The following is a 24114-nucleotide window of genomic DNA, read 5'->3' as shown; positions in this document are numbered from 1 at the left end:
CAATACAAGGTGTTTTTTATGGCTAGAATTTATCCGTGGTGACAGAGTTATGAACGCGCGCGCTGAGCGCCAGCACATAAACAAAAAACCCCGCCAACGGCAGGGTTTCGTTCAACAAAGCAATGCATCAGGCTGGGAACAACAACGGATTAATCGAACTCTTCGCGTAGCCTTTTTGCTCCAACTCATCATCGAGAAAAAGACTGGCCAAATCATCCGCAATCGCCTCAACATCCACATCCTTATCCTGATACATCACCTTCAAATAACTGTGACACTCATCGCAACTCTCCGCCTTCACTGCCGAGTTCTCACCGCCGATAGACCAATAGTTCAACGACTTGCCCGACTCACAGTTACTGCACAGCGCGCGCACCATATGCCACTCGCTCTCGCACAGCCCACAGTGAAGATAACGCGCCCCTTGAGATTCACCAATATGAATTGAGCTCGCAACCGGCATCGCGCCACACACAGGGCAGGTTTGACGCTGCTCGCCAATCTCACTGTGCTTGCGCCGTGGCAGCTGCTGCACCAATTGCACCCAATAGAGCGACAACGCCGCCCACAAGAAAAACGCCTTATCGCTTTGCTCCGGCAAATAGCCCTCTTGCAACAACGTATCCGCCAGTGCATTGAGCTCATTGCTTGAGGCTTTTTCAAGCCACTCAATGGTGCCCAAAATGGTGTCGTTGGCATCGTTTTTCACCTTGGCTAACAGCGCGTGTAGCAGCGTGATCCACACCGCGTCGCGTTCAAAGCGTGTGGCCTCCAGCGGCTTGTGTGGCCACTCTTCGCTTTCGGCAAGCGTGGCAAGGCGAGCGTCTTGCGCAATTGGGTGCTCGGTCAACACCGCCAGTTGCGCGTCGGCCAGTGCGGCACAAAAGCGCAAATACGCCTGCAACGGGTGGCTTTCGCTGAGTTGGCGAAGGCGCGCCGCGCGGCGTTGGTAGAGGTTTTTCGGATTAGCAAAAAGTAAAGGCGGGGTATACATCTCCCCCGCCGCTTGCTTAATCTCGCTCTCGGGTAGTATGCGAGTGCTCATTAACGACAGTTTCCTTATGAACTTGAACGATAGTGTCTTTCTGACCTTGGTTGCGTTCCATCTCTTCGAGTTTTGGCAAAATCTCGTTGCGATACCAACGCGGGTGGTGTTTTTTCGCCCAGCGTGCGGTCACCCAACCTTCCACCATGCTACGGATAGACCCGCGCACCCAAATGGCCATGTAGATGTGCACCATAATGCCCAAAATCAAGGCAATGGCACTCACCGCGTGCAGCAACAAGGCCACACGAATGACCGGGATTGGGAAGTTGTGAGCAAAATACGGGCGCCACATGATGAAGCCGGTGACCAGCAAAATGGTCAACGCCATGATCAGCGTCCAAAACAGCAGTTTTTGCCCCATGTTGTAGTGGCCAACGTCGGCGACGTGGTGCTCGTTGCCTTTGAGCACTTCCACCACGTTGAGCAGCCACTGCCAGTCACCTTTTTCGATCAGGTTATCGCGCCAGTAGTGTTTTGCCAAAATACTAAACGCGAGGATCATCACAATCCCCGTGAAGGGGTGGACAATACGCGCCAGCTGTGGCGTGCCGAGAATCTCTGCAATCCAGGCAAAATCCGCAAAGAAAAAGGATAAACCTGAAAGTGCGGTCATAAAGAAGCACAGCACCAACAACCAGTGGCTTAGGCGTTCTTTCACATTATGGCGAAGCACTTTAGTGTTTAAATCTACCATAATTATTCCTCCTTACCGTGGTGGTTGTCGTCGTGTGGATCAAGCGGCTCTTCTTCGTCTTCGTACTCGGTGTTCGGGCCAAGCGCAATGTAGTGCGCGGCCGACGCCAAGGCCAACGCCCCCATCGCCATGCCAGACAACGGTTTCAAGATGCCTTTCCACAAGCTGACCACAGGGCTGATGCTTGGATCTTTTGGCAGATTGGCATAAAGCTCTGGGCGGTCGGCGTGGTGGAGCACATACATCACGTGTGTGCCGCCCACACCCTCTGGGTTGTAGACGCCGGCGTGTTCGTAGCCACGGTTTTTCAAATCCGCCACGCGGGTTTCGGCATATTCAAGCATCGCTTGCTTGCTGCCAAAGTGGATTGCCCCGGTTGGGCAAGTTTTGGCACAGGCTGGCTCTTGGCCGACTTGCACGCGGTCTGAACACAAGGTGCATTTGTAGGCACGATTGTCTTCGTTGTTGATGCGCGGCACGTTGAACGGGCAGCCTGAAATGCAATAACCACAGCCGATGCACTTATCGGATTGGAAATCCACAATCCCGTTGGCGTATTGGATAATCGCCCCCGGCGACGGGCAGGCTTTCAAACAGCCTGGGTCCGAACAGTGCATGCAGCCTTCTTTGCGGATCAACCACTCAAGGCGGCCGTTTTCTTCCACCTCGTTGAACTTCATCACCGTCCAAGATTTGGCGGTGAGATCAATTGGGTTGTCGTAGCTGCCGATACATTTTCCTGGGGTGTCACGAATGTCATTCCATTCAGAACACGCCACTTGGCAAGCCTTACACCCGATACACGCGGTCACGTCAATCAATTTGGCCACTTCAGCCACAAAATCGCGTGAGTGCGGCGCCGGTGTTAGGCTAGATGTCGCGGATGCTTTAATAATATTTTGAGTTTGAACTGCCATATTAAGCCTCCGTTACTTTTTCAATGTTCACCAAGAAGGTTTTAAACTCTGGTGTTTGTGTATCGGCATCGCCCACCGGTGGTGTCAAGTTGTTGGCAAAAAAGCCTTTTTTACCCAACGATGAGAAGCCCCAGTGGATTGGCACACCAATGGTGTGTACAGTTTTGCCGTCCACCTGCAGCTCTTTGATCCGTTTAGTGACCACCGCCACGGCTTTGACGTAGCCGCGTTTGGAGAACACTTTCACGGTATCACCGTTGTTGATGCCTTTTTCTTTCGCCAACGCTTCACCCATTTCGATGAATTGCTCAGGTTGGGCAATCACGTTCAACAGCACATTTTTGGTCCAGTAGTGGAAGTGCTCAGTTAAACGATAAGTCGTTGCCACATATGGGAACTCATCGGCTTTACCGAATGAATCTTTATCATTAGGCAACACGCGGGCACACGGGTTTTGCACCACATTCGGGTGCAGCGGGTTGGTGCCAATTGGTGTTTCAAACGGCTCATAGTGCTCTGGGAACGGGCCTTCAACCATCTTGTTGATGGCAAACAGCCGGCCAACCCCTTCAGGCTGCATGATAAACGGTGTCACGCTGCTGCCTGGAGGCGCGGTGCCGTAGTCGGCCACGTCGTTGTAGTTCCAGTTTTTGCCGTTCCATTTAACGAGTTGACGTTTTGGATCCCACGGTTTGCCGTCCACATCCGCGGAGGCGCGGTTGTAGATGGTGCGGCGGTTCAATGGCCATGCAAAAGCCCAGCCAAGCGTGATGCCAAGGCCTGATGGGTCCGCGTTGTCGCGTCGCGCCATCATATTGCCTTGCTCTGTCCATTGGCCAGTGTAAATCCAGTTACCTGCACTGGTGGTGCCGTCATCGCGCAGCAGCCCAAAGCTTGGCAGCAATTGGCCTTTTTTCACCAGCACATTGCCGTCGGCATCTTTGATGTCTTCAAGGGCAAAGCCGTTGTTTTCTTTGGCCAGCTCTTCAGCGGTTGGTTCCAGCGGGTTGCGATAGTTCCAGCTGTAGGCTTTAATTTGCTCAAAGCCTGGGCCGCCTTCTTTTTCATACATCTCGATAAACAATTCGCGCAATTCCGATAAAATTTCGTTATCGGTTTTCGCCTCTTCAGGTTTATCGGCGCCTTTCCAGTGCCATTGCAGCCAGCGGCCAGAGTTGGCAATTGAGCCGTCCTCTTCCACAAAGCAGGTGGTTGGCAGGCGGAAGACTTCAGTTTGAATCTCTTCAGGGTTGACGTCGTTGTATTCCCCAAAGTTTTGCCAGAAGTCTGATGTATCGGTTTTTAATGGGTCCATGATCACCAAGAATTTCAACTTGCTCAAGGCCGACCGCACTTTAGCTTTGTTCGGGAATGAGGCAATTGGGTTGAACCCTTGGCAGAGGTAACCATTCACTTTGCCTTCGTTCATCATGTCGACATACATAAATTGGTCGTAAGTGTTGTCGATTTTCGGCAAGTAATGGAAGCCAAATTCATTTTCAGGCGTTGCGTTGTCGCCAAAGAAGGCTTTGAGCATACTGATATAGAATTTTGGCGTGTTTTTCCAGTAATTCACTTGATCAGGGCGGGTGTTTTTCGGTGTGATCCGCTCAAGGAATTTTTCTAAACTGGTGTCTTTGTCTGTCGGCAACGGCATATAGCCTGGCATCATGTGTGGGAACAAGCCCATGTCGGTGATGCCTTGCACGTTGGAGTGGCCACGCAAGGCGTTGATGCCACCACCGGCCACGCCGATGTCGCCGAGCAAGAGCTGAATAATTGCCATGGTGCGGATGTTTTGTGAGCCCACAGAGTGCTGCGTCCAGCCCAAGGCGTACAAAATGGTGGCGTTTTTATCCGGCGCCGAGCATTTTGCCAACTCTTGACAGAAATAGAGGAAGTCTTTTTGTTTCACACCACAAATGCGTTCCACCATTTCAGGGGTGTAGCGCGAGACGTGTTCTTTCAACAGATTTAACACGCAGCGTGGGTGTTGCAGGGTTTTGTCTTGTTTGGCGTACCCTTGTTCGTCAAATTGATAATTCCAGGTGGATTTATCATATTTGCGGGTTGATTCATCGTAGCCGGTGAACAAGCCATCAGAGAAGCCAAAGCCCTCATCAACCAGGAAACTCGCATTGGTGTATTCACGCACGTATTCGTGCTGAATTTTATCGTTTTCAAGCAAATAGCGAATCACCCCAGAGAGGAACGTGATGTCCGTACCGGAACGAATTGGAGAATAAAAATCGGAAACCGAGGCTGTACGATTGAAACGCGGGTCAATCACAAACAGTTTTGTGCCACGACGTTTTTTCGCTTCGATTACCCAGCGGAAGCCAACAGGGTGAGCTTCAGCGGCATTACCACCCATCACGATAATCATATCTGAGTTGGCAATATCACACCAGTGATTTGTCATCGCACCGCGACCAAATGATGGAGCAAGACTTGCTACCGTTGGTCCGTGTCAGATACTCGCTTGGTTGTTAATGGAGATAAGCCCTAAAGAGCGTGCCCATTTTTGGCTCAACAGGCCAGTTTCGTTACTGGCGGCCGAGGCCATTAGCATACCGGTGGTTAACCAACGGTTGACAGGGGTGCCTTCTGCGTTGGTGGCGATGTAGTTGGCATCGCGGTCGTCTTTCATCAAGCGGGCAATGCGCGTTAAGGCATCGTGCCAGCTGATGCGTTGCCACTCTTTTGAACCCGGCGCGCGGTATTCAGGAAAGAGCATACGGCGTTCGCTATTGACGTAATCCAACGCGCCCGCGCCTTTCGGGCACAATGCGCCGCGGCTGACCGGATGGTCTGGGTCACCTTCAATGTGAATTAATTTTTCGCGGGCGTTTTTAGAGCCATCGCCCAAGCTGTAAAGCAGCATGCCGCAGCCTACAGCGCAGTATGTACAAGTGTTGCGGGTTTCACGCGCGCGCAAGAGTTTATAAGCGCGTGGTGCCGCCAACGCGGTGGCGGGCGCAAAGCCTAATGCGGCTGCGGTTGTCCCAGCCATACCACCTGCACAGACTTTAAAGAACTTTCTTCTGCTCAGTTGCATAAGAACTCCTTAAGGTTGTGGGATGTAGAGAGTGTTAAGTAATCATTCGTATTTGCATTTGTAACGAAATTGTAAAAATGCAATATCGGCTCAATGGTACTCTTGATCAAGCCTGCGTGCAATATTTTAACGCAATTTATGCAATAACACCCATTATGGGTTACAATAGGCCTTTACTTTTGTTAAAAATTTGATCCTCGTCACCCTCAAGGAGCCGCGTGTGCAGAGTTTATCTGAGCGTTATGTAATTCGTTACCAAACCAAACCCACCGCTGCGCGCGAACGCAAGCGCGATTTTTTGGCCAATGAGGTGCCCGTGGCGCTGGTGTACAACGGCATTGCGCACACCGTGATGATGTGTACCCCGCAAGATTTGGCGGATTTTGCGCTGGGCTTTTCGCTGGCTGAAGGCATTGTGGATAACAAAAGTGCGGTCTACGGCATTGATGTGGTCGAGCAGTGCAACGGCATTGAGGTGCAGCTTGAAATTGCCACCCGCTGCTTTGTAGCGCTGAAAGACAAACGCCGCACCCTCACCGGCCGCACCGGCTGTGGGCTGTGCGGGGTGGAGCAGCTCAATCAAGTCAGCCGCGAGCTCAAACCCGTTGAGCAAAAAATCACCTTTTCTTTATCGCAATTAGATGCGATACTCAATACTATGCACCATCAGCAAGTGCTGGCAGAAAAGTGCGGTGCCACCCACGCCGCGGCCTTTATCGCGCCTGACGGCACGCTGCTGGCCATTCGTGAAGATGTCGGCCGCCATGTGGCGCTGGACAAACTGCTCGGCTGGCATGCCAAGTGCGGTCAGCCGCCAGGCTTTGTGCTGGTGTCGAGCCGCGCGAGCTACGAAATGGTGCAAAAATGCGTGGCCTGCGGCATTGAAATGCTGATTGCGATTTCTGCCGCCACCGAGTATGCCGTGCAATTAGCCGAACAATATCATTTCACCCTAGTTGGATTTGCGCGCACAGGACGTGCGGTAATTTATCATGATACGCAACGTTTACAGCAATAAAAGGAGCAACTATGCAAACTGTTAGTGCAACAACGCTTAGCCAATGGCTTGACGACGCCAACGTGGTGCTCATTGATGTGCGTGAGCCAAACGAATACGCCAGCGCCCACATCCCTCAAGCGCGCTCATTGCCGCTGTCGCAACTGGAGCACTCCCTCGCCCACGTGCCGGCTGGGCGCAAGGTGGTGGTGCAATGCCAAAAGGGCAAACGCGGCGAAAAGGGCTGCGCCATCATTGAGCAAAACTTCCCGCATATTGAGCTTTACAACCTCGAAGGCGGCATTGAAGCCTGGCAACAAGCTGGCCTGCCGCTGATTTCAACCTCAAACAGCAAAAAGTTGCCGATTATGCGCCAAGTGCAACTGGCCGCCGGCAGCCTAGTGGCGCTCTTTTCGCTCTTGAGCCTTGCTGGTGCCCACGGCTTTTCGGTGCTCACGCTGTTGATCGGCTGCGGGCTGATTTTCGCCGGCGCCACCGGCTGGTGTGGCATGGCGATGTTGCTGCAAAAAATGCCGTGGAATAAATAACCCCTGACCGCACTTTGGCTTAAAGTGCGGTTTTTTATTAAAATAACTAGACGATTGGTCTAATTGGGTGTAGCCTTGTATTATGAGTCGACAAAATAATACCCTAGACACCCGTGAGCATCTGCTTGATGTTGGGATTGAAGTGCTACAAAAAAAGGGCTTTTCAGGCGTAGGGCTGGCCGAGATCCTCTCGCAAGCTGGTGTGCCGAAGGGGTCGTTTTATTACTATTTTGATTCCAAAGTGGCATTCGCTCAAGCGATTTTATCGCACTATTTTCATCGCTATTTGGCGCGCATGCACGCTATTTTGGGCGAGCAAGGTGGGCGAGAGCGCGTGTTGAGCTATTTAGATGCTTGGCGAGCGCGTGAAATCCACGGCGGTGGCTGTTTGGTGGTGAAACTCAGTGCGGAGCTTGCGGGCATGTCTGATGATCTGCGCAAGGTACTTAACACGGGCGCGTCACACATCACGGCTCGCCTCGCCCAAGCACTTGATATGCCCGATGAACAAGCCCAAGCGTGCGCCCAAACCCTGTATTGTCTGTGGCTGGGAGCAAGTTTGGCTTATCGCATCACACAAAATGATCAGGTGTTTGACCTTGCCTACGCACAGGCTCAACAACTTTTAGTACCCTAAATTCGCAAAGTGCGGTTGCGGGTTTTTTTAGCTATTTAACTAGACGATCGGTCTATGCAAAGGAATATATTATGATGAAAAATCAAACCTATGCCGTGGTGCATCAACAATTTGGTGAACCTGAAAATGTGCTACATTATCAAAGTCAGCCTATACTGCCGCCGAGTGCAGGCGAGGTACAAATTGAGTTGCGTTATGCGAGCATTCACCATCACGATCTGTGGACGGTGCGTGGACTTTATGGTTGGCGACCGCACTTGCCCGCGGTGGCAGGCAGTGAAGCATCAGGCGTGGTGGTGGCCTTAGGTGAGGGCGTCAGCCATCTTCATGTGGGGCAGCGTATTGCCGTGGCTGGGGCGCAAGGCACATGGGCTGAGCGGTTTAATATCCCCGCGGCGCTGGCTGTTCCGCTGAGCGATGCCATCAGTGATGAAATGGCTGCGCAGGTGTTGTCGATGCCGATGAGTAGCTTATTGGTGCTTAAACAGCTGAATGTAAAGCCAAGGCAGTGGCTGGCACTTAACGCCGGCACTGGCATGATTGGACGTACAGTGGCAAGAATTGCGCAAGCGCAAGGCATTCATGTGTTAAGCTTAGTGCGTCGCCAAAGTGCGGTTGCTGAGCTTCTCGCCGATGGCATTTTGCATCCACTTGCAACCGATGAGGCAAATTGGCCAGAAAAGGCGCGCGCCATCACACAAGGTGAGCCAATTGTTGCAGCGATTGACAGTGTGGGTGGGCAAAGCAGCCTTGAGTTAAGCGCGCTGCTCGCTGATGGTGGCACGTTATTGTCATTTGGCACGGCAAGTGCCGAGCCGATGGCGCTTTCAAGTGCTGATTTGATCTTTCGTGGCATCACGGTGCGTGGCTTTTGGGGGAGTCAAGCCGCGCGAGCGTTGAGTGTTAGTGAAAAACAACAGGCGATCAAAGCGCTGTTTGGTTACTTACAATCTGGCATTATTCGCTTGACGACACAGGCTATTTTCTCACTCAGTGACGTCAAAAATGCCTGCCTTGCTAGCCAAGAAAAGGTAAACAGGCAAAGTATTATTAAAACCGTAAACCGCGCTTTGTCAACAGGAGGGCCTGTGGCCAAAATTTTATTTGTATTGACCAATACTACGCAATACGCCACCATCCGTCGTGCCACGGGCTTGTGGTTGGGGGAGGCAACCCATGCTGCAGCTGTGCTTGAAGCAGCAGGTTATGAGATTGATTACGCCAGCCCACAAGGGGGCTATGTGCCGATTGATCCCCATAGCCTGCGATATGCCAACGCTACGGATTGGGCTTATTTGAATGACCGCACTTTTTGCACGCAAGCTTTGGCACAAAGTTTGCCGATAAGTGCGGTCAATCCACGCGATTATGTTGCGATCTACTTTGCTGGCGGTCATGGCGTGATGTGGGATTTCCCGCACCATAGAGGCTTGATTTGTGTGGCTGAGGCGATTTATAACCAAGGTGGCATAATTGCGGCGGTGTGTCATGGCGTGGTGATTTTACCCTTTTTACACAACGCAAAGGGTGAGCCGTTACTCCGTGGGCGCACTGTCACTGGCTTTAGCAACTGGGAGGAGCGGCTCAACCGCACTTTTCATGCCGTACCATTTTTAACGCAAAACAGCTTGAAAGCCGCAGGTGCGCACTACCGTCAGCGGTTTCCCTTTACCGCGCACGCCATCACCGATGGGCGCATCATCACGGGGCAAAATCCACAATCGGCGCATAAAACCGCTCAACATTTGGTGGCGGCTCTGGCAGCGTGATGCTTTCATCTGTACTCACAGGGCAAAATCCTTTAGGATAGTTGGCAATGTTGAACGACTTTGAGAGTGCCCATGAGTGCCAAAATTGCTGAAAACCCGTTCGTGTTGGTGGACGGGTCGTCTTATCTTTATCGCGCGTTTCACGCCTTCCCGCCCTTGACCAACTCGCTTGGCGAGCCAACGGGGGCGATGTATGGCGTGCTGAATATGCTCAAAAGCCTGATTGCCCAGGCCAAGCCGAAATACATCGCCGTGGTGTTTGACGCCAAAGGCAAAACCTTCCGCGACGAGCTCTACGCCCAATATAAATCCCACCGCCCGCCGATGCCAAGCGACTTGCGCGCGCAAATTGCGCCACTGCATGAGATGATCAAACACCTTGGCATCCCGCTGTTGGTGGTCGATGGCGTGGAGGCCGATGATGTGATTGGCACGCTCGCGCTGCAAGCGTCAAAGTGCGGTCAAAAGGTGCTGATCAGCACCGGCGACAAAGACATGGCCCAGCTGGTGGACGACAATATTATGTTGATCAACACCATGACCAACACGCTGCTTGACCGCACTGGCGTGGAGGAGAAATACGGCATCCCGCCGGAGCTGATGATTGACTACCTCGCGCTGCGTGGCGACAGCTCAGACAACATCCCAGGCGTGCCAGGCGTAGGCGAGAAGACCGCACTGGCGCTGTTGCAAGGCATTGGCTCGATGGAGAAAATCTACGCCAATTTAGATGCGGTGGCGAGCCTGTCGGTGCGCGGTGCCAAAACCCTCGGCGCCAAGCTTGACGAGGCCAAAACACTGGCGGACCTCTCTTATCAACTGGCGACCATTAAAACCGATGTTGAGCTGCCGATTTTATACGACCAATTGGTGATGCAATCACGCAACGACGACGGCTTGGTGGAGGCGTTTGGCCGCTATGAATTCAAGCGCTGGCTCAACGAACTCATCGGCGAGCGCAAGCCGCTCAAAGACAGCGCCGCCGCCAAAGGCCACAGTGAAGGCGCAAAAAGTGAAAGTGCGGTCAAGGTGGCTATTGACCGCAGCCGCTATAGCACCATTTTTACCCCTGAGCAGTTGGACGACTGGTTGGCCAAATTGAGTAACGCGGCGCTGTTTGCCGTTGACCTGGAAACCACCTCGCTTGATTACATGCAAGCGCGCATTGTCGGCATTTCTTTTGCGTTGGAAAATGGTGACGCAGCCTATTTGCCGCTGGCGCATCACTACCTCGGCGCGCCCGAGCAGCTCGATTTTGACCGCACTTTAGCCCAACTGAAACCGATTTTGGAAAACGCCAAGATTGCCAAAGTCGGGCAGAACATCAAATACGATTACACCATTTTCAGCCGCTACGGCATTGTGCTGCAAGGTGTGCAGTTTGACACCATGTTGGAATCCTACACCCTTGACAGCACCGGCCGGCACAATATGGATGAGCTGGCCAAGCGCCATTTGGGGCATGACACCATCGCCTTTGAGGCGATTGCTGGCAAAGGCAAAGGGCAGCTGACTTTTGACCAAATCGAGCTTGACAAAGCGGCCGAATACGCCGCCGAAGACGCCGATGTGACCATGAAACTCCACCAAGTGCTGTGGCCGCAGTTGGAGAGAACCGACAGCCTTAAAGCGCTGTTTGAAGAGATGGAAATGCCGCTGGCGCTGGTGCTCTCACGCATTGAGCGCAACGGCGTGAAGCTCGATTGTGATTTGCTCTCACAACAAAGCCAAGAAATCACTGCCCGCTTGGCAGAGCTGGAAACTGCTGCGCATGAGATTGCCGGCGAGCCGTTTAATTTGGCCTCCACCAAACAATTGCAAGGCATTTTGTTCGACAAACTCGGCCTGCCGGTGTTGAAGAAAACGCCGAAAGGCGCGCCGAGCACCAATGAAGAAGTGCTCGAAGAGTTGGCGCTGGACTACGAACTGCCACGCTTGCTGCTGGAGCACCGCGGGCTGGCCAAGCTCAAATCGACCTACACCGACAAGCTGCCGCAAATGGTGGACCCTGACACTGGCCGCGTACACACCTCTTATCACCAAGCGGTGACCATCACCGGTCGGCTGTCGTCGAGTGACCCAAATTTGCAAAATATCCCGATTCGCACCCAAGAGGGGCGGCGCATTCGCCAAGCGTTTATTGCCGAAAGTGGCAAGCGCATTGTGGCGGCGGACTACTCACAAATTGAGCTGCGGATTATGGCGCATCTCTCAGGTGACAAAGGCCTGTGCGAGGCTTTTGCCAGCGGCAAAGACATTCACCGCGCCACCGCAGCCGAGATTTTTGGCGTCAGCCTTGAGGCGGTGACCCACGAGCAGCGCCGCAGCGCCAAAGCGATCAACTTTGGCTTGATTTATGGCATGAGTGCCTTTGGGCTGGCGCGCCAGCTTGGCATTGAGCGCAACCAAGCGCAGGATTATATCGACCTCTATTTCAAACGCTACCCCGGCGTGCAGCGCTTTATGAGCGACATTCAAGAAAAAGCCCGCGCGCAGGGCTATGTGGAAACGCTGTTTGGCCGGCGGCTCTATCTGCCTGAGATTCAATCGAGCAACGGCATGCGCCGCAAAGCCGCCGAGCGGGTGGCGATCAACGCACCAATGCAAGGCACCGCGGCGGATATCATTAAAAAAGCGATGCTGGCCATCGACCAAGAGATTCAAGGCCGCAGTGAGATCAAAATGATTATGCAAGTGCACGATGAATTGGTGTTTGAAGTGGCCGAGGCACAAGTGGAAAGTTGGTGTGCGCGGATTAAAGCGAAAATGGAAAGTGTGGTCACGCTCAATGTGCCGCTGATTGCCGAGGTGGGCGTGGGTGACAACTGGGACGAAGCACATTAAAGGTGAGTGATGAAATATAAAAATTTGCGTGACTTTTTAGATTTGTTAGAACAGCGCGGCGAGCTCAAGCGCATCAGCTTGCCGATTGACCCGCATTTGGAAATGACCGAAATTGCCGACCGCACTTTGCGTGCAGGCGGGCCGGCGTTATTGTTTGAAAACCCGGTTGGGTCTGACATTCCTGTGTTGTGCAACTTGTTTGGCACCGCCAAGCGGGTGGCGCTCGGCATGGGGCAAGAAGAGGTGAGCGCCCTGCGCGATGTGGGCAAATTGCTGGCGTTTTTAAAAGAGCCTGAGCCGCCAAAAGGCTTTAAAGATTTTATCCAAAAATTACCGCACTTTAAGCAAGTGCTGAATATGCCGACCAAAGTGCTGGGCAAAGCGCCGTGTCAGCAAATTGTCTGGCAAGGTGACGAGGTGGATTTGTACAAACTGCCAATTATGCACTGCTGGCCAGGCGATGTGGCGCCTTTGGTGACCTGGGGGCTGACGGTGACCAAGGGGCCGTATAAAAAGCGGCAAAATTTGGGGATTTATCGCCAGCAATTGATAGGCAAAAACAAACTGATTATGCGCTGGCTCTCTCACCGTGGTGGCGCGCTCGATTTTCAAGAATGGAAAGAAGCACACCCAGGCGAGCCCTTCCCGCTCTCGGTGGTGCTGGGTGCCGACCCGGCCACCATTTTGGGTGCGGTCACGCCGGTGCCAGACACGCTCTCGGAATACGCCTTTGCGGGGCTTTTGCGCGGCAATAAAACCGAGGTGGTCAAATCCCTTTCTAACGACATTGAAATCCCAGCCAGTGCCGAGATTGTGCTTGAGGGCTACATCGACCCAGAGGAAACCGCACTTGAGGGCCCTTATGGCGATCACACAGGGTATTATAACGAGCAGGATTATTTCCCTGTGTTTACCGTCAGCCACATCACCATGCGGGAAAAGCCGATTTATCACTCCACCTACACCGGCCGCCCACCCGATGAGCCCGCGGTGCTTGGCGAGGCGCTCAATGAGGTGTTTGTGCCGATTTTGCAAAAGCAATTCCCTGAAATTGTGGATTTTTATTTGCCGCCTGAGGGCTGCTCGTACCGCTTGGCGGTGGTGACGATTAAAAAGCAATACCCCGGCCATGCCAAGCGGATCATGCTCGGCGTGTGGTCGTTTTTGCGCCAGTTTATGTACACCAAGTATGTGATTGTGTGTGATGATGATGTCAACGTGCGGGATTGGAAAGACGTGATTTGGGCGATCACCACCCGCAGTGACCCCGCGCGCGATGTCACACTGGTGGAGCACACGCCGATTGATTACCTTGATTTTGCCTCACCCGTGGCGGGCTTGGGCTCGAAAATGGGCATTGATGCCACCAACAAGTGGCAGGGTGAAACTACAAGAGAATGGGGGATTCCTATCGTAAAAGATAAAGAAGTGGTGAAAAAAATAGATGAACTATGGGATAAATTAGGAATTTTTTAGAAAAAATATAGTTTACAAGCACAAGTTTTTGCGTTATGTTTAAGGCCTAAAAGCACACTTTTAGGCCAAACTTAAAATAATAAAACAACACACAACACAACATCATCAAAACAGAGGTACAATATGAGCAGTTTACCAAGCTTAGACGACTTTCTCGCCCGCTTAGAGCAACGTGACCCAAACCAACCTGAATTTTTGCAAGCCGCGCGTGAAGTGCTAACATCACTTTGGCCGTTTATTGAAAAAAATCCAAAATACCACTCCCAAGCCTTGCTTGAGCGCATTTGTGAGCCAGAGCGCGCGATTCAATTCCGTGTGCCATGGGTTGATGACAAAGGCCAAGTGCAAGTCAACCGCGCCTTCCGCGTGCAATTTAACAACGCCATTGGCCCGTTTAAAGGTGGCTTGCGTTTTCACCCGTCTGTGAACTTGTCGATTTTGAAATTCTTAGGCTTTGAGCAAGTGTTCAAAAATGCCTTGACCACCTTGCCAATGGGCGGCGGCAAAGGCGGCTCTGACTTTGACCCGAAAGGCAAAAGTGATGGCGAAATCATGCGTTTTTGCCAAGCGCTGGTCACCGAACTCTATCGCCACGTGGGGCCAGACACTGACGTGCCAGCCGGCGACATCGGCGTGGGTGGCCGTGAAATTGGCTATATCACCGGCATGATGAAAAAAATCACCAACAACAGCGCCTGTGTGTTCACCGGCAAAGGCTTGAGCTTTGGCGGCAGCTTGATTCGCCCTGAGGCAACAGGCTACGGCTTGGTGTATTTTGCCCAAGCGATGCTCAAACACAAAGGCGACAGCTTTGATGGCAAAGTGGTGTCGGTTTCAGGTTCAGGCAACGTGGCGCAATACGCGATTGAAAAATGCTTAGAACTTGGCGCCAAAGTGGTGACCTGCTCTGACTCCCAAGGTACCGTGGTGGACCCAAAGGGCTTCACCAGTGAGAAACTGGCCGCGTTGATGGAAATCAAAAACGAAAAATATGGCCGCGTGAAAGAATACGCCGAAAAATTCGGCCTTGAATTCCGCGAAGGTGAAAAACCGTGGGGCGTGAAAGTCGACATCGCGCTGCCATGCGCCACCCAAAACGAACTCGGCCTTGAAGATGCCAAAACCTTGATCGCCAACGGCGTGCAACTGGTGGCAGAGGGCGCGAACATGCCAACCACCATTGAAGCGACCGACGAGTTGATTGCCGCCGGCGTGGCTTTCGGCCCTGGTAAAGCGGCGAACGCAGGCGGGGTGGCAACCTCTGGCCTTGAAATGTCGCAAAACGCCCAACGGCTGAGCTGGACACGTGAAGAAGTGGACGCCAAATTGCATGAAATCATGCTGGATATCCACGCGGTGTGTGAAAAATACGGCAAACAAGCAGACGGCTCGATCAATTACGTGATCGGCGCCAACATCGGCGGCTTTGTGAAAGTGGCTGATGCGATGCTGGCACAAGGTGTGTGCTAAGCCAACCGCACTTTAGGTGTGTAAAGCCAGAGTTCGCTCTGGCTTTTTTATACCCAAAGTGCGGTCAAGAATTTGAAAGCCCTCTATTTTGTATTGGTAAAAAAAGCGTATAATAGGCGTCAATTTAATTTCAACCACAAAAAAATTAGCAAGGACAGCAACACTATGTGTCAACTTTTGGGGATGAACTGCAATAGCCCCACCGACATTGTTTTTTCATTCGAAGGCTTCCGCCGCCGCGCGGGCGTGACCGATCAGCACAATGATGGCTTTGGTATCGCCTTTTTTGAAGGCAAAGGCGTGCGCATTTTTCGCGACGATCGCCCAGGTGCGTCGTCACCCGTGGCCGATTTGGTGAAGCAATACCACATCAAATCCTACAATGTGATCGCGCATATTCGCAAAGCAACCCGCGGCACTGTTAGCCTGGAAAACACCCACCCGTTTATCCGCGAAGTGTTTGGCGAAAACTGGGTCTTTGCCCACAACGGCAACTTGGAAACCTTGCCTGAGCTTGAACGCAGCCACTGCCACCCGATCGGCACCACCGATTCGGAAGCGGCTTTTTGCTATATTGTGGATTGCATCAAAAACCGCTTTGCCAGCAAGCCAAGCGAGCAAGAAATTTTTGAGTTTATGCAAGAAATCACGCCCGAGCTCTCCAGCCGCGGCACCTTTAACTACATTCTCTCTAACGGGCAGTGGATGCTGGCGCATTGCTCCACCAATTTGCACTACATCTGCCGCAAAGCGCCGTTTGGCAAAGCCTGCCGCATTGACGACGACGAAGTGATTGATTTCAGCCAATATGCCAAGCCTGATGACCGCGTTGTGATCATCTCCACCTATCCGCTCACCAAAGACGAGCAGTGGACACGCATGGGCAAACACGGCTTTGCGTTTTTCAAAGAGGGCGGCTTGTTATTCAACGAGCCTGGGCGCACTTTCACGCCTGAAGAAATTGAAGCGATGCGTATCACCGCCGCGGACTGCAAACCGCTCAAAGTGGCTTAAATTTAACCCAATAAAAAAACCGCACTTTATAACACATAAGTGCGGTTTTTGTTTGTGCCGAAAACGATTATTTGGCTAATTGCTTGCTGGTTTTCTTAAACAAGGTCAAGGCGATGAAGCCAAAGGCCAAGAAGCATGAAGAAATTAAGGCATAGAACCCGCCGTCCCAGCCAAAATTATCCACCAATGCGCCCAGCACGGTGCCGGCGCTGGCCGAACCAATTAAATAGCCAAACAAGCCTGTCAAGCCCGTGGCGGTGCCGGTGGCCACTTTTGGCACAAGGTCGGCGGCTTGCAGGCCAATCATCATCACCGGGCCGTAGATCAAAAAGCCGATGGCGATCAAGCAGGCGTTATCCACAGCTGGGTTGCCCGCTGGGTTTTTCCAATAAATAATAATGGCAATCAACACGCCGACAAGGAACAACAACATCGGCGGTGCGCGGTGGCCTTTAAAGACTTTATCACTCAAATAGCCACTGACCAACATGCCTGGGATGCCCGCGTATTCATACAAGAAATAGGCCCAACTTTGTTTGTCGAAAGAAAAGTGTTTCACTTCTTTGAGGTAAGTCGGCGCCCAGTCGATGATGCCATAACGAATGAAATAGACAAAAATATTGGCAATGGTGATCGCCCACAAAAATTTATTGGTGAGGATATATTTAAAGAAAATATCGCGCCCGGTTATCGTGTGGGCTGATTCCACTTTCTCACCTGTGGCTTCGCCTTTGTATTCTTCAATTGGCGGCAAGCCTTCAGACTCTGGCGTGTCGCGCATTAAAAAGAACATAATCACACTCAGCAGCACGGCAATGGTCGCTGGCAGGTAGAACAATGCTTGCCAAGCGCCGAAGAGATACACGCCAAGAATGGCTAACGGCCCAATCAGCCCGCCACCGAGGTTGTGGGAGATGTTCCACCAGCTCCACCATGAGCCACGCTCCGAGGTGGAAAACCAGTTGGTCATGGTCTTCGCACCTGGTGGGTAGCCCATGCCTTGGAACCAGCCGTTGAGCGCACTCAAGGCCACCATCGCTGGCAGAGAGGCCAACACGCCTGGCACAAGGCCGAAGATCATGCTCACCAAGGCCGAGGCCACCAAGCCGATAGAGATGAAATATTTCGGGTTTGAGCGGTCAGAGACGTTACCCATGATGAACTTACTGAAACCATAAGCAATGGCGAGCGCAAAAGAGACGGTACCCAGCTGCGCTTTGGTGTAGCCGTATTGCTCAATCAAGTGCGGTATAGCAAGGGAAAAGTTCTTACGAATCAAATAATAAGCCGCATAGCCAATAAACACACCAAAGAACACCTGCCAGCGCAAGCGCTTATAGTCGCGATCAATTTGTTGCGGGTTTTCGATGCGTGGCGCAGGTGGCGACGCTTTTAAAAAGGCAAACATAAAGCCCTCCAGAGTTAAAGAGTATAAAATATACAGATTTAGGGCGGTTATGATAGGCAAAGTGCGAAAGAAAATCAATTTGTTTCTTTACGAAAATTCTATGGTTGATAGGCTGTGCCTATCTCAGGCATACTTTTACTCAATTTGCTTATTTTTTGTCACGCTTTATAATAGAACACGTAAACAAAAATAAGGAGTCTGAAATGAAAACACAAATTGGTTTAGATAAAAAACAATCTGAAAAACTGGCCAAAGAATTAAATGAACTGTTGGCTGATTATCAAATTTTTTATATGAATGTGCGTGGTTATCACTGGAATATTCGCGGCATCAACTTTTTTGAATTACATGCCAAATTTGAAGAAGTATATGATGATTTAGTGATTAAAGTGGACGAAATCGCAGAGCGTATTTTAACACTTGGCTATCGCCCAAGCAACGCCTTTAGCGAATATTTGAAAATCGCTGACATCAAAGAGCACACTGGTGTGTCAAGCGCAAAAGACTGCTTGCAAGGCACATTAGAGGGCTTCAAAGCGCTGTTGAGCAAACAACGTGCGATTTTAGAAACCGCCAGCGATGTGGGTGATGAGGGCACCGCCTCACAAATGAGTGACTACATTACCGAGCAAGAAAATTAATTTGGATGTACAGCGCAGCGTGCGAAAGCTGCAACGCATAATAACATCTCATTGTAATAAAAGCCGACATTGTTCGGCTTTTTTGTTATGATGGCTAAAACACCAAATAAAGGAGCGCGTATGGCAACATTAATTGAAAACTTACACTGGCGGCATGCGGTGAAGGCGTATATTCCGAATAAAAAAGTGCCACAAGACAGCGTGGATAAAATCATTGAAGCTGCGCGCTTGGCACCAACCTCATCGGGCTTACAGCCGTTTGAAATGATCGTGATCGAAAATCAAACGCTGAAAGACAAATTGAGCGAAACCGCACTTAACCCTGAGTGCATGCGCAACTGCTCCCATGTGTTGGTGTTTGCCGCGTGGGACAACTACACCGAGCAGCGCATTGATGACATGTATGACCGCATCACAGACGAGCGCGGCCTGCCCCGCGGCCGCTTTGGGCGCTACACCACCATGCTCAAGCAAAAAGTCGCTCGCCACAGTCAAGCTGAAAACTTCAACCACGCTGCGCACCAAACCTACATCGCCATGGGGCTGGCACTCGCGCAAGCCGCCGAACTGCGCGTGGCCACCACCCCGATTGAGGGCTTTGACAGCCAAGTGCTTGATGAAGCGTTAAACCTGCGCGAAAAGGGCCTGAAAAGCGTATCGCTGATCTACATCGGCTACGCTGACGAGGAAAACGACTGGCTCGCCCCGATGAAACAGGTCCGCCGCCAGCGCGACGAAATGGTCACCGTCATCAAATAACCCACACAAAAAGGCAAGCAATGCTTGCCTTTTCAATGTGTTATGAAAAATTATACAAAATTATAAACGCGATGTATAATTATACTCAGCGTGTATAATTTTGTATAAAAGAGGTGAACATGTACAGCGATCCTTTGTATTTTAAACGAGAGCAGTTGGCCAAAGGGTTACTGCTTAATCTTAAAGAAGGCATCACGCATGCTATCACGCTGTTTGCGCCAAGGCGGATGGGCAAAACACAATTTTTGCTCAATGACGTACAGCCGCAGGCCAAGGCAATGGGGTTCAATGTCTTTTATTTCAGTTTTATGGATAACCAAGCAGGCGAGCTGAGTGTGCGTTTCACACAGGCTTTGCAGGCCTTTGCGATTGAGCTTGATGGCGTGATTGCTCAAACGGTGAAAAATATCACCTCCGTATCTGTGCTTGGCGTGGGCATTGGCAAAGATAAAAGTGCGGTTGATAACACACCGCATGTCAGCCAGCTGCTCAACCTCATTGCCAAAGAGAGCAAAAAGCCAACGCTATTACTGCTTGATGAAGTGCAAGAGTTGGCGCGTGAGCCTAGCACAGAGGGCTTAATCAAATCGCTGCGTACAGGCCTTGATACAAATCAGCAAAAAATTAAAGTGATTTTCACCGGCTCTAGCACCAATGGATTGCGCGCGATGTTTAATGACAATAAAGCGCCATTTTTTCATTTTGCGCATCCGATGGACTTCCCCATGCTGGACAAATCGTTTACCGACTTTTTGGCGAACGTTTACCACGCACGAACAGGGCGTGAATTGGATAAAACGACGTTATACAACACATTTAAAGAGCAGCTGGGGTCAATCCCACTGTATATGCGCTCCATTATTCAAGACATGATTGTCAATCCAACCTTGCCATTTGAGCAAGCGCTGGCACGGCGGGTGGAAGAGTTAAACGAGCGGACGGATTATAGCGTGCAGTGGCGTGAGCTCAACGCGCTCGAGCAACAGATCATTTTACATATTTTTCATGGCAATTCGCGATTATACACCCATGATGTGCGTCAGCGCTTTGCTGAAAAATTGGGCGTGGATAGTATTAGTAGCAGCCAAATTCAAGGGCAGGTGCGCAAGCTCACGCGGGCAGATTTAATCACAAAAGGGGGAGATAACACCTTCAAAATTGGTGATTCCCACTTTCACGCTTGGTTGAAAAACACCCTCATTAACGAAGCGAAACCTTAAAGTGCGGTTGAAGAAAAAGGCAAGCAATGCTTGCCTTTTCAATGTGTTACGAAAATTATACAAAATTATACATGCGATGTATAATTATACTCAGCGTGTATAATTTTTTTGTTCCCACGACCGCACTTTGTGTTTTGCGGCCGAGGGGGGATGGCGTTAGGCGGTATGCAGTGGGATGGCAACTAAGGTGTAGGCGATAATCGCCGCGGTTGCCACCAGCATTGGCACTGAGGTGCGTTTGACCAGCAACATTGGGGAGATTTTCGCACTACCGGACACCGCCACAATCACGCCCGCCACAGGCGACATCGCCCGACCGGTGGAGGAGGCTTGCATCATTGGCGCAATCAAATAGACAGGGTTGATGCCTAAGTGGTCGGCTAAGCGAGGTGCAATTTCCACAAACGCGAAGAACGCCGCGCTGCCAGAGCCGGAGGCAATGGCGATCAGCAGAGTTAAGAACACCATGGTCAGCATCATCACCAGCGACGCACCGTCCATTTGACGGGTGGCATCAATCAAAGCAGAGACAAAGCCCACTTGCGAGAGCCCTTCTGCGAAGACGCCCGCTGCCACCAACAGCATGACCACCGCGCTGAACGCTTCTGCCATGCCTTCATAGCATTTTTCCAGCCCAGTGTAGACAACCTCTGCGCTTCTTTTGCGGATAAATTCAATCACGGCGGCAATAATCAAGGTTAAAACCACCAAGCTGCCCAATGACATGGCAGGCAAGGTGAAGGCAAGTGAGCCGAGGTGGATTTCTTTGCCAGTGAAGACCAGCAGCCCAACGATAGGCAAAAACGGCAACAGGCTGTAATACCACGGGGCATCACTTAAGTGCGCCATTGGGTCGGCTGGGACGACTTCGCCGTCGGCGGCGGTGATGACCAAGCCCTCTTTTTTGTCACAGTAACGCTGCCAGAAAAAGTGCGCCACGGCGACACAAATCACAACAAACAAGCCCATTGGCACCGCGGTTTTGAACACAAAATCGGTCAACAACACCTTGGCATTTTCCGCCGAGGCGATCACTTCCGCTGATGCTGGGGAGAGGTTAACAATCAAGGTGGTGGCGCAAACGGCGGCAGCACTTGGCACGCTGATGCCAAGGCCGACCATCACCGGGAAGAGCGTTGCCATTAAAAACACCCCAAGTGCGGTGGCCGAGGAGATGGCAAAAGACATCAACGAGCCGATGATAAAGCCGCCGATCATCAGAATATAAGGCGACCGCACTTTGTGCAGCGGTTTGTACAAAATCCGCACAACAGCATCGTTAGCGCCGATATGCGACATATAGACCGAAAACCCGATCAACGTCATAATCAGCAGGCCCAAACCGCCGCCGCGTTTTTCCATCAGGGTGTAGATATAATCGCTGATATCGACAAAGAACATGCCGCTTGGCTCTTTGATTGGCGAGTGGCCTAAAAACCCAGCTGCAATCAAGAGAAAGACGCCCACCGTGAGCAGCACCCCTTTGGCGTTGTAGCCTTTGATAATAAAGTAACCCACCGCCGCAATGGCCAGCGCGCCGAACCCAAGCCCGGCAAAATTAAACGTTTCCATACAATACTCCCATTAGATTAAACATGGGCGTAATATTAAACACAACGGGTGCAAAATAAAAGAACAGATTGCATAAAAGTGCGGTTTAGGCGATGTTTTGCGAGAAGAGGGAATCAAGAAAAAGGAATTTTGGTGGAGATAGACGGGATCGAACCGACGACCTCTTGCATGCCATGCAAGCGCTCTCCCAACTGAGCTATATCCCCAAAAGGTGCTTTCAACTAGAAAGTGCGGTTATATTAATGACCGCACTTTTATCTGTCAATCACTTTTGCAAAATTGCGCGTGATTTTTGTTTAACTGCCTAAAATTGATACTATTCGGCAAATTTTTGTTCAAGATAATCGATCGCGCGCGCCAGGCGTGCTAGGGTGCGTTCGCGCCCGATGGCCTCAAGTGTCACATCCAATGATGGCGATTGCCCCGCACCGGTGGCGGCCACGCGCAGTGGCATGCCGACTTTGCCCATGCCGAGCTCCAGCTCCGTGGCGGTTTGCTCAATCGCGTGGTGGATAGGCTCCGCTTGCCAGGTTGAAAGTGCGGTCAGCTTTTCAAGCACTAATTTCAATGGCGCGATGGCGCTGGCTTTGAAGTGCTTTTTATCGGCTGCTTCGTCGTAGTGATCGAAATCTTGATAAAAATAGCGGCTGGCAAGGGCCATCTCTTTAAGCGTTTGGCAGCGCTCGCCGAGCATCGCCACAATGGTGGTTAATGCCGGGCCATGAGTGGTGTCGATGTTGTGGTGCTGCATTTGCCAGGCAAGGGCCTCGGCCACTTGTTCAGCCGGCATTTCACGAATGTAGTGGTGGTTGAGCCACTTGAGTTTTTCGGTGTTAAACGCGCTAGCCGAGCGGCTGACGGAATGGAGATCAAAGAGCTTGATCATCTCCTCTAAACTGAAAATTTCTTGATCGCCATGGCCCCAGCCCAGGCGCACGAGGTAGTTGATCAAGGCCTGCGGCAAAATGCCTTCGTCGCGGTATTCCATCACGCTCACCGCGCCGTGGCGTTTAGAGAGCTTTTTGTTGTCGTCGCCTAAAATCATCGATACGTGGGCATAAACCGGAATCGGCGCGCCGAGGGCTTTGAGAATGTTAATTTGGCGCGGCGTGTTGTTGATGTGATCTTCCCCACGCACCACGTGAGTGATGCCCATATCCCAGTCATCAATCACCACGCAGAAATTGTAGGTCGGCGAGCCGTCACTGCGGCGGATGATGAGGTCATCGAGCTCGCTGTTGCTGATTTCAATCCGCCCACGGATGGCGTCGTCAAACACCACCGAGCCCTCTTGCGGGTTTTTAAAACGCACCACGTGCGGCTCGTCAATGCTGTGCTCACCGTGCGCATGCAGGCAGTGGCGGTCGTAGCGCGGTTTTTCTTTATTCGCTTCTTGGCGCTCGCGCAGTTCCTCAAGGCGCTCTTTTGAGCAGTAGCAGCGATACGCCAAGCCTTGTTCGAGCATTTGGTCGATCACGTCGTTGTAGCGGTCAAAGCGCTTGGTTTGGTAATAAGGCCCATGTTCCCAATTCAGCCCCAGCCAGGCCATACTGTCTAAAATTGCATTTGTCGCTTCTTGCGTGGAGCGCTCAAGGTCGGTGTCTTCAATGCGCAGTACAAATTCGCCTTGGTTGTGGCGGGCATAAAGCCAAGAGTAAAGTGCGGTGCGCGCGCCGCCCACGTGCAGGTAGCCAGTTGGGCTCGGGGCAAAGCGGGTGCGGATTTTGACGTTGCTGTCAAGCGGGAAAAGGGGTTTCATTTCCATAGTGTAGCCTTAAATTCGATTCGTTAAGCAAATTATGCCGTATTGTACTCGTATGCGGCGGTGATGAATAGCAAAAATCCGTTTTGGTGGCTATTTTTGCGCCAGTTGAGCACAAAAAGGGAAAAAGTCATTGACTGAAATACCACGTCAATTATAATGCACCTTCACAACAAGTGGGTGATTAGCTCAGTTGGGAGAGCACCTCCCTTACAAGGAGGGGGGTCACTGGTTCGAGCCCGGTATCACCCACCACTTTTTTAAGTACTACTTGTTGCGC

The 24114-nt window shown here is 51.6% G+C and carries 17 protein-coding genes, 2 tRNA genes and 1 pseudogene; 12 read left to right on the top strand and 8 right to left on the bottom strand.

The annotated features are described in order from the left end of the window. Positions 1–127: 127 nt before the first annotated feature. Genes fdhE through fdnG form a run of 4 tightly spaced genes read right to left on the bottom strand, consistent with a single transcriptional unit; the run spans position 128 to position 5717 of the window. Positions 128–1045, bottom strand: coding sequence for a formate dehydrogenase accessory protein FdhE (gene fdhE, locus HPC37_RS09850; protein WP_208122951.1), 918 nt, complete (start codon positions 1043–1045; stop codon positions 128–130). Next, positions 1011–1742: a formate dehydrogenase subunit gamma gene (locus tag HPC37_RS09845; RefSeq protein ID WP_208122950.1), complete on the bottom strand. Its 732-nt coding sequence runs from the start codon at positions 1740–1742 to the stop codon at positions 1011–1013. The genes fdhE and HPC37_RS09845 overlap by 35 nt, the downstream gene beginning before the upstream one ends. A 2-nt stretch (positions 1743–1744) precedes the next feature. Further along, positions 1745–2659, bottom strand: coding sequence for a formate dehydrogenase subunit beta (fdxH, locus tag HPC37_RS09840; RefSeq protein WP_208122949.1), 915 nt, complete (start codon positions 2657–2659; stop codon positions 1745–1747). Position 2660: 1 nt separating this feature from the next. Then, positions 2661–5717 carry a formate dehydrogenase-N subunit alpha gene (fdnG, locus tag HPC37_RS09835; RefSeq protein WP_235961729.1) on the bottom strand — a complete coding sequence of 1019 codons (3057 nt, stop codon included), beginning with the start codon at positions 5715–5717 and terminating at the stop codon, positions 2661–2663. A gap of 220 nt (positions 5718–5937) precedes the next feature. On the opposite strand from fdnG, the gene fdhD reads away from it, so the two are divergent. The 8 genes from fdhD (at position 5938) to HPC37_RS09790 (ending at position 16472) form a co-directional block, all read left to right on the top strand. Next, positions 5938–6735 carry a formate dehydrogenase accessory sulfurtransferase FdhD gene (gene fdhD / locus HPC37_RS09825; protein WP_208122946.1) on the top strand — a complete coding sequence of 266 codons (798 nt, stop codon included), beginning with the start codon at positions 5938–5940 and terminating at the stop codon, positions 6733–6735. Positions 6736–6746: 11 nt separating this feature from the next. After that, the gene (locus tag HPC37_RS09820) at positions 6747–7262 is read left to right on the top strand and encodes a rhodanese-like domain-containing protein (protein ID WP_208122945.1); all 516 of its coding nucleotides are present in this window, start codon (positions 6747–6749) and stop codon (positions 7260–7262) included. Positions 7263–7344: 82 nt separating this feature from the next. Continuing rightward, complete coding sequence (locus HPC37_RS09815) at positions 7345–7899, top strand: TetR/AcrR family transcriptional regulator (RefSeq protein ID WP_208122944.1); 555 nt, start codon at positions 7345–7347, stop codon at positions 7897–7899. A gap of 71 nt (positions 7900–7970) precedes the next feature. Further along, the gene (locus tag HPC37_RS09810) at positions 7971–9668 is read left to right on the top strand and encodes an alcohol dehydrogenase catalytic domain-containing protein (protein ID WP_208122943.1); all 1698 of its coding nucleotides are present in this window, start codon (positions 7971–7973) and stop codon (positions 9666–9668) included. Positions 9669–9740: 72 nt separating this feature from the next. Then, positions 9741–12512, top strand: coding sequence for a DNA polymerase I (gene polA / locus HPC37_RS09805; RefSeq protein ID WP_208122942.1), 2772 nt, complete (start codon positions 9741–9743; stop codon positions 12510–12512). Between the two features lie 9 nt (positions 12513–12521). Then, a complete protein-coding gene (ubiD, locus tag HPC37_RS09800; protein ID WP_208122941.1) occupies positions 12522–13988 on the top strand; it encodes a 4-hydroxy-3-polyprenylbenzoate decarboxylase in 1467 nt (488 codons plus the stop codon). 123 nt (positions 13989–14111) lie between these two features. Beyond that, complete coding sequence (gene gdhA, locus HPC37_RS09795; protein WP_208122940.1) at positions 14112–15458, top strand: NADP-specific glutamate dehydrogenase; 1347 nt, start codon at positions 14112–14114, stop codon at positions 15456–15458. Positions 15459–15623: 165 nt separating this feature from the next. Then, positions 15624–16472 carry a class II glutamine amidotransferase gene (locus tag HPC37_RS09790; RefSeq protein ID WP_208122939.1) on the top strand — a complete coding sequence of 283 codons (849 nt, stop codon included), beginning with the start codon at positions 15624–15626 and terminating at the stop codon, positions 16470–16472. A 67-nt stretch (positions 16473–16539) separates the two neighbouring features. Here HPC37_RS09790 and pgtP read toward each other — a convergent pair whose 3' ends face one another. Then, positions 16540–17880 (bottom strand): phosphoglycerate transporter protein PgtP, encoded by a 1341-nt coding sequence (gene pgtP / locus HPC37_RS09785; RefSeq protein ID WP_208122938.1) that lies wholly within the window; start codon positions 17878–17880, stop codon positions 16540–16542. A 203-nt stretch (positions 17881–18083) separates the two neighbouring features. Between pgtP and HPC37_RS09780 the strand changes: the two are divergent. The 3 genes and pseudogenes from HPC37_RS09780 (at position 18084) to HPC37_RS09770 (ending at position 20500) form a co-directional block, all read left to right on the top strand. Beyond that, positions 18084–18562: pseudogene (locus HPC37_RS09780) on the top strand (Dps family protein). A 79-nt stretch (positions 18563–18641) separates the two neighbouring features. Further along, positions 18642–19280, top strand: coding sequence for a nitroreductase family protein (locus tag HPC37_RS09775; protein ID WP_208122937.1), 639 nt, complete (start codon positions 18642–18644; stop codon positions 19278–19280). 119 nt (positions 19281–19399) lie between these two features. Continuing rightward, the gene (locus HPC37_RS09770; protein WP_208122936.1) at positions 19400–20500 is read left to right on the top strand and encodes an ATP-binding protein; all 1101 of its coding nucleotides are present in this window, start codon (positions 19400–19402) and stop codon (positions 20498–20500) included. 156 nt (positions 20501–20656) lie between these two features. Here the strand turns inward: HPC37_RS09770 and dcuC are convergent, their stop codons facing one another. The 3 genes from dcuC to gltX all read right to left on the bottom strand — a co-directional run bounded on the left by dcuC (position 20657) and on the right by gltX (position 23837). Next, positions 20657–22072, bottom strand: coding sequence for an anaerobic C4-dicarboxylate transporter DcuC (dcuC, locus tag HPC37_RS09765; RefSeq protein ID WP_208122935.1), 1416 nt, complete (start codon positions 22070–22072; stop codon positions 20657–20659). 130 nt (positions 22073–22202) lie between these two features. After that, a tRNA-Ala gene (locus HPC37_RS09760) sits at positions 22203–22278 on the bottom strand. 110 nt (positions 22279–22388) lie between these two features. Further along, positions 22389–23837, bottom strand: coding sequence for a glutamate--tRNA ligase (gltX, locus tag HPC37_RS09755; protein ID WP_208122934.1), 1449 nt, complete (start codon positions 23835–23837; stop codon positions 22389–22391). A gap of 175 nt (positions 23838–24012) precedes the next feature. Here gltX and HPC37_RS09750 point away from each other — a divergent pair. Beyond that, positions 24013–24089 (top strand) — tRNA-Val (locus HPC37_RS09750). Positions 24090–24114: the final 25 nt, after the last annotated feature.

Origin of the sequence: Spirabiliibacterium mucosae (assembly GCF_014884965.1) — a bacterium.
GTDB classification, from domain to species: Bacteria; Pseudomonadota; Gammaproteobacteria; order Enterobacterales; family Pasteurellaceae; genus Spirabiliibacterium; species Spirabiliibacterium mucosae.
This window is presented reverse-complemented; position numbering and strand designations above follow the sequence as displayed.

What these genes read in the sequence shown, in the direction of transcription:
- fdhE (WP_208122951.1), bottom strand. Translation starts at nt 1,045, where the DNA reads ATGAGCACTCGCATACTACCCGAGAGCGAGATTAAGCAAGCGGCGGGG.
- HPC37_RS09845 (WP_208122950.1), bottom strand. Translation starts at nt 1,742, where the DNA reads ATGGTAGATTTAAACACTAAAGTGCTTCGCCATAATGTGAAAGAACGC.
- fdxH (WP_208122949.1), bottom strand. Translation starts at nt 2,659, where the DNA reads ATGGCAGTTCAAACTCAAAATATTATTAAAGCATCCGCGACATCTAGC.
- HPC37_RS09820 (WP_208122945.1), top strand. Translation starts at nt 6,747, where the DNA reads ATGCAAACTGTTAGTGCAACAACGCTTAGCCAATGGCTTGACGACGCC.
- HPC37_RS09815 (WP_208122944.1), top strand. Translation starts at nt 7,345, where the DNA reads ATGAGTCGACAAAATAATACCCTAGACACCCGTGAGCATCTGCTTGAT.
- HPC37_RS09810 (WP_208122943.1), top strand. Translation starts at nt 7,971, where the DNA reads ATGATGAAAAATCAAACCTATGCCGTGGTGCATCAACAATTTGGTGAA.
- polA (WP_208122942.1), top strand. Translation starts at nt 9,741, where the DNA reads ATGAGTGCCAAAATTGCTGAAAACCCGTTCGTGTTGGTGGACGGGTCG.
- ubiD (WP_208122941.1), top strand. Translation starts at nt 12,522, where the DNA reads ATGAAATATAAAAATTTGCGTGACTTTTTAGATTTGTTAGAACAGCGC.
- gdhA (WP_208122940.1), top strand. Translation starts at nt 14,112, where the DNA reads ATGAGCAGTTTACCAAGCTTAGACGACTTTCTCGCCCGCTTAGAGCAA.
- HPC37_RS09790 (WP_208122939.1), top strand. Translation starts at nt 15,624, where the DNA reads ATGTGTCAACTTTTGGGGATGAACTGCAATAGCCCCACCGACATTGTT.
- pgtP (WP_208122938.1), bottom strand. Translation starts at nt 17,880, where the DNA reads ATGTTTGCCTTTTTAAAAGCGTCGCCACCTGCGCCACGCATCGAAAAC.
- HPC37_RS09775 (WP_208122937.1), top strand. Translation starts at nt 18,642, where the DNA reads ATGGCAACATTAATTGAAAACTTACACTGGCGGCATGCGGTGAAGGCG.
- HPC37_RS09770 (WP_208122936.1), top strand. Translation starts at nt 19,400, where the DNA reads ATGTACAGCGATCCTTTGTATTTTAAACGAGAGCAGTTGGCCAAAGGG.
- dcuC (WP_208122935.1), bottom strand. Translation starts at nt 22,072, where the DNA reads ATGGAAACGTTTAATTTTGCCGGGCTTGGGTTCGGCGCGCTGGCCATT.
- gltX (WP_208122934.1), bottom strand. Translation starts at nt 23,837, where the DNA reads ATGGAAATGAAACCCCTTTTCCCGCTTGACAGCAACGTCAAAATCCGC.